Annotated in this window: 2 protein-coding genes; one reads left to right on the forward strand and one right to left on the reverse strand. The window is 56.6% G+C overall.

The genetic code is table 11. The features are described from left to right. Nucleotides 1–239 precede the first annotated feature (239 nt). The gene (locus tag JQ575_RS43895) at nt 240–1,208 is read right to left on the reverse strand and encodes an ABC transporter substrate-binding protein (protein ID WP_212039348.1); all 969 of its coding nucleotides are present in this window, start codon (nt 1,206–1,208) and stop codon (nt 240–242) included. 679 nt (nt 1,209–1,887) lie between these two features. Here JQ575_RS43895 and JQ575_RS43900 point away from each other — a divergent pair. Beyond that, nucleotides 1,888–2,739 (forward strand): amino acid ABC transporter substrate-binding protein, encoded by an 852-nt coding sequence (locus tag JQ575_RS43900; protein WP_212039349.1) that lies wholly within the window; start codon nt 1,888–1,890, stop codon nt 2,737–2,739. The last annotated feature ends 1,024 nt before the right edge of the window (nt 2,740–3,763 follow it).

Here is a 3,763-nt window from a genome sequence, read left to right on the forward strand (position 1 = left end):
CTTGAGATTTGCAGTCGATTAGACCCACCTCGTTTGGCGCATAGCAAGCCTGATCGTCGACCCAGGCCCAAATGCCGGACGCCCATTCACCCCGCTCAGTGATGCGTTTGCGCGGTGCAGCCTCGACACAGACAATTCTCAACGTAACGCCGTGGCACGCAGGATGGGCTTAGGCCCAGTCATTCACCTGCACCAAACCGTGCCACCAAAAGTGCCAATAGGCGCCATCCATATACGGTTCAATCTATGATTTTGTCTGCACGCAGCACTAATCCGGCCGGAATTTCGTGGGCGATCGCCCGCGCGGTCTTGAGGTTGATAACCATTTCAAAGTCCCTCGGTTGCTCGACAGGAATGTCGGCGGGTTTGGTGCCACGCAACACTTTAATGGCCATCCGCGCCGCTTGGCGAAAGATGCCGGACAAGCGAGTGCCATATCCGATAAGACCACCTTCTTCCGCCACTTCAGGCCATTCGTAGATGGCCGGAAGCCGCAGCGCGGCGGCACGCTCGATGACTAGGCGACGATTGACGAACAACAGCGACGACGACAGCACATTAATAGCGGCGGCGCCCGACGCTTTGATTTCGTTCATCGCCCGCGCGATGTCCTCGGACGTGCGGATGGTAAAAATCGTGATCTCAATGCCGCTCGCGCCGGCCGCATCTTGAAGCGCCTTGAGTTGCTGCGGCTCGGTAGCTGTCGCCTCCGCCAGCATCGCCATCCGGCGAGCCCCGGGCACCGCCTCAATCATTATGTCCTGCCGCTTGCCGTTAAGTTCGGGAACCAAAAGGCTGATGCCAGTGATGTTGCCGCCAGGACGTGCAAGCGATTTCACCAGTCCAGTCGCAACCATGTCAGTGGCGAGGCCGACAATAGGAACGGTGGGCATCGATTCCTGTGCGGCGCGCATATGGGCCACTGCGGCACAGAAAATGACATCTGGTGGGGATTTAGCCATCGCCGTCACGATTTCGGCGAGTTGCTCGTCACGCAGACCAAAGCCGCCGCCATTAACCTTCAAATTCTTTCCGTCGACGAAGCCGAACACGCGGAGCTCGTCAAAAAATGCGGCGTTAAACGGCGCCACCTTCGGTCCGGGACTCAAAACCTCAAGGCGATAGATGCGACCCGCCTCTTGCGCGCGCGCCGAGAGCGGCCACGCCGTCGCACCGCCTAAGAGAGTCATGAACTCGCGCCGTCTCATTGATTCCTCAAAGGATGCTCTTTATCCGGAGATTAGCATTTTGGCGCAGGGCGGCGAGCAATAAAGGCCAGGCCATCGGCCCGGGAACCTGCGTCCCAATGTCCGCTGTGGGTCAATCGCGTCGGTCTAAGCCATACCAGCCACTTCCGGTCTACCCCGAGCAACGGACATCGTTAGACCCAGTTGGTCTGGTCCGTGCCAACGTGAAGGGCAAGGGCAATTCGAGCCTTGTTAGACGATGACCAGTTTACCGTGGAATCGGTCGCCGGTACCGAGAACGGCGCGAACTAGGGTCACTTAATTGCCACACAGCGCAGGTTCTCGCTTTTCTGTGTCCATTGATGTGCAGACGAAGCTGGAATGGAGGGTAGGCTCCCCTATGCCGGAAACCGGCAGCGGCGGCGGTTGCGGACTCGTCGAGGAACCTCCAAGCCTTGAACGAGTCCGCTCGCGCGGCGCACTAGGAGGGTGATCGATAAGCAAGTCGAGGGCACCAAGTCGCCGAACTCGCGGACGCTGTTGTGATGGGGTGCTGGCCCGTGGACAGCATGGCGTACGACACAACGATGGAGTGCGTCAAACCAGAGCAGGTGACGGCGCCGCGCATGAGCCGGGTTAAACCTGGCGGCAGATTAATCTCGGTCTGGCTGCGGCAGTAAGACACGGAAGGATCCTAATAATGCTCCGCGCCTTTCTACTATTAGCTATGATCGTGGGTACTGCCGCCGGTGCGTTAGCTCAAGAACTGGAAGGCCGCCTGAAGAAGATATCCAATACCGGAATCATCAAATTCGCTTACCGGTCGGACGCGAACCCGTTTTCTTTTATGTCTCAGAACGGAAAGCCGGATGGTTATTCGATAGATCTCTGCAAATTTATTTCCGACGCGCTTGGACGGGAGCTGAATAAAACTCTGTCCGTAGAATGGGTGCCCGTTGACTCGCAAAACCGCTTTGACACGATCGCGGTGGGTGTGGCGGACATTGAATGTGGCGCGAGTTCAGTATCCTTTGGCCGCATGACGAAGGTCGATTTTTCCAGCTTCATTTTTATGGAAAACACGGGTCTGATGGTGCGCGCCGACTCTGGCATTTCCAGTTTGGGCGACTTGCAAGGCAAGAAAATCGCCGTAATCATGGGGACAACCAACGAGGTTGCGCTGACCAAGGAGATCCAGCGGCGGCAGCTTCAAACTGCCGTGATCCGGGTAAGAGACCGGCGCGAGGGCATCGTCGCGCTGCAAAGCGGCGCCGTGGAAAGCTTGGCCAGCGACAAGCTGTTGCTGATCGGCGCGGCCAATGCCGACGGATCGACCTACAAGATGCTCCCGGAAAACCTTTCCAGCGAGCCGTATGCCCTCGTGCTACCCAGAGGAGACTGGAGACTTCGTGCCGCAGTCAATAAAGCTCTCTCGCAGCTCTACAGCAGTCCCCAGATCCTCGACATTTATCGGAAATGGTTCGCTGCGCTAGGAGAGCGTCCCGATCTACTACGCGCAGCCGTTTACATCTTCGGGACCATTCCAGAATAATCACCGACAATTCAGTACTTTCGCTGCCCCGCGCGCCGCGGGACCTAAAGGCGAAGGCGCTATCATCTCTTTGCATCGGTTTTGGACCGGCACTGAACCTTATTGTCGCAGCGCAGATACCCCGACGGTCACATTGAATAGCTTGTCAGTTGCCAACGCCTTTCATCGTGATAAAAGCCACCCTCGCCACAAAACCACTCGGAGAATAAATGGCCAAAGCGAAGAAGATCGTTCGTCGCGCCTGGAGTAAGGACGACATAAGACAAATGAAAACGATGGCTAAGTCGAAGGCAGGCGTCACAAAAATCGCAAAAACACTAAAGCGGACCCCCAGCGCGACGAGCGTAATGGCCGCAAAGCTCGGAGTATCTCTTTCGACGAGGCCGTAAGGAGGGGGTGCGGCGGGCGAGACAATCCCATACGGTTGAAACCCGCCGTGTTCGCAGGTTCAGTCTAGTGCGGGCTGCAGGGCGCGAGAGCGGCACATCACATAGCAAGCTCCCAACTTCGTAAACCATACGCGACGCTCAGGTTTGGTTTACCAGATCACTTAAGCTTTCGTGTCGCCGCACGTGCGAATGTTGCTGCAGATCGGGACAAACTCGACAGGGAATGCGTCAGGGTCAGGCACGCAAAACGCGGCCTGACCCGCTAATTTATCGGATTGAAATGTCAAAAAAGCCCAAGACAACCAATCGATCTAAACGGGGGAGCAGCTCGGGTGCACCCGATCGAGTTTCAGCTATCGCAGTGGTCACCCGCAACTTGGTCAACATGGCTTTGGTGTCCGCGACTTCGGGAACTGTCTTGCTCGCGTTGTTGCTTCTTAAGCGCGTTTAATCATTGCCCCAGCATCCGTCAGCGGATCAAACATGGCCTTAGAGCCTTCTCGTAAAACTTATCTACGTCGAAAATAGACAGTAGCCTCCCGGCCTGCGTTCGAGACTTGCTTTCGCTCGATTAAACCGTCCGCGGCCATGCCTCGCAATTTTTCTTTGACGGTGACATGCGACCACAATGAAAC

It is taken from the genome of Bradyrhizobium sp. JYMT SZCCT0428 (assembly GCF_018131075.1).
In the GTDB taxonomy this organism is placed as follows: Bacteria; Pseudomonadota; Alphaproteobacteria; order Rhizobiales; family Xanthobacteraceae; genus Bradyrhizobium.

What these genes read in the sequence shown, in the direction of transcription:
- JQ575_RS43900 (WP_212039349.1), top strand. Translation starts at nt 1,888, where the DNA reads ATGCTCCGCGCCTTTCTACTATTAGCTATGATCGTGGGTACTGCCGCC.
- JQ575_RS43895 (WP_212039348.1), bottom strand. Translation starts at nt 1,208, where the DNA reads ATGAGACGGCGCGAGTTCATGACTCTCTTAGGCGGTGCGACGGCGTGG.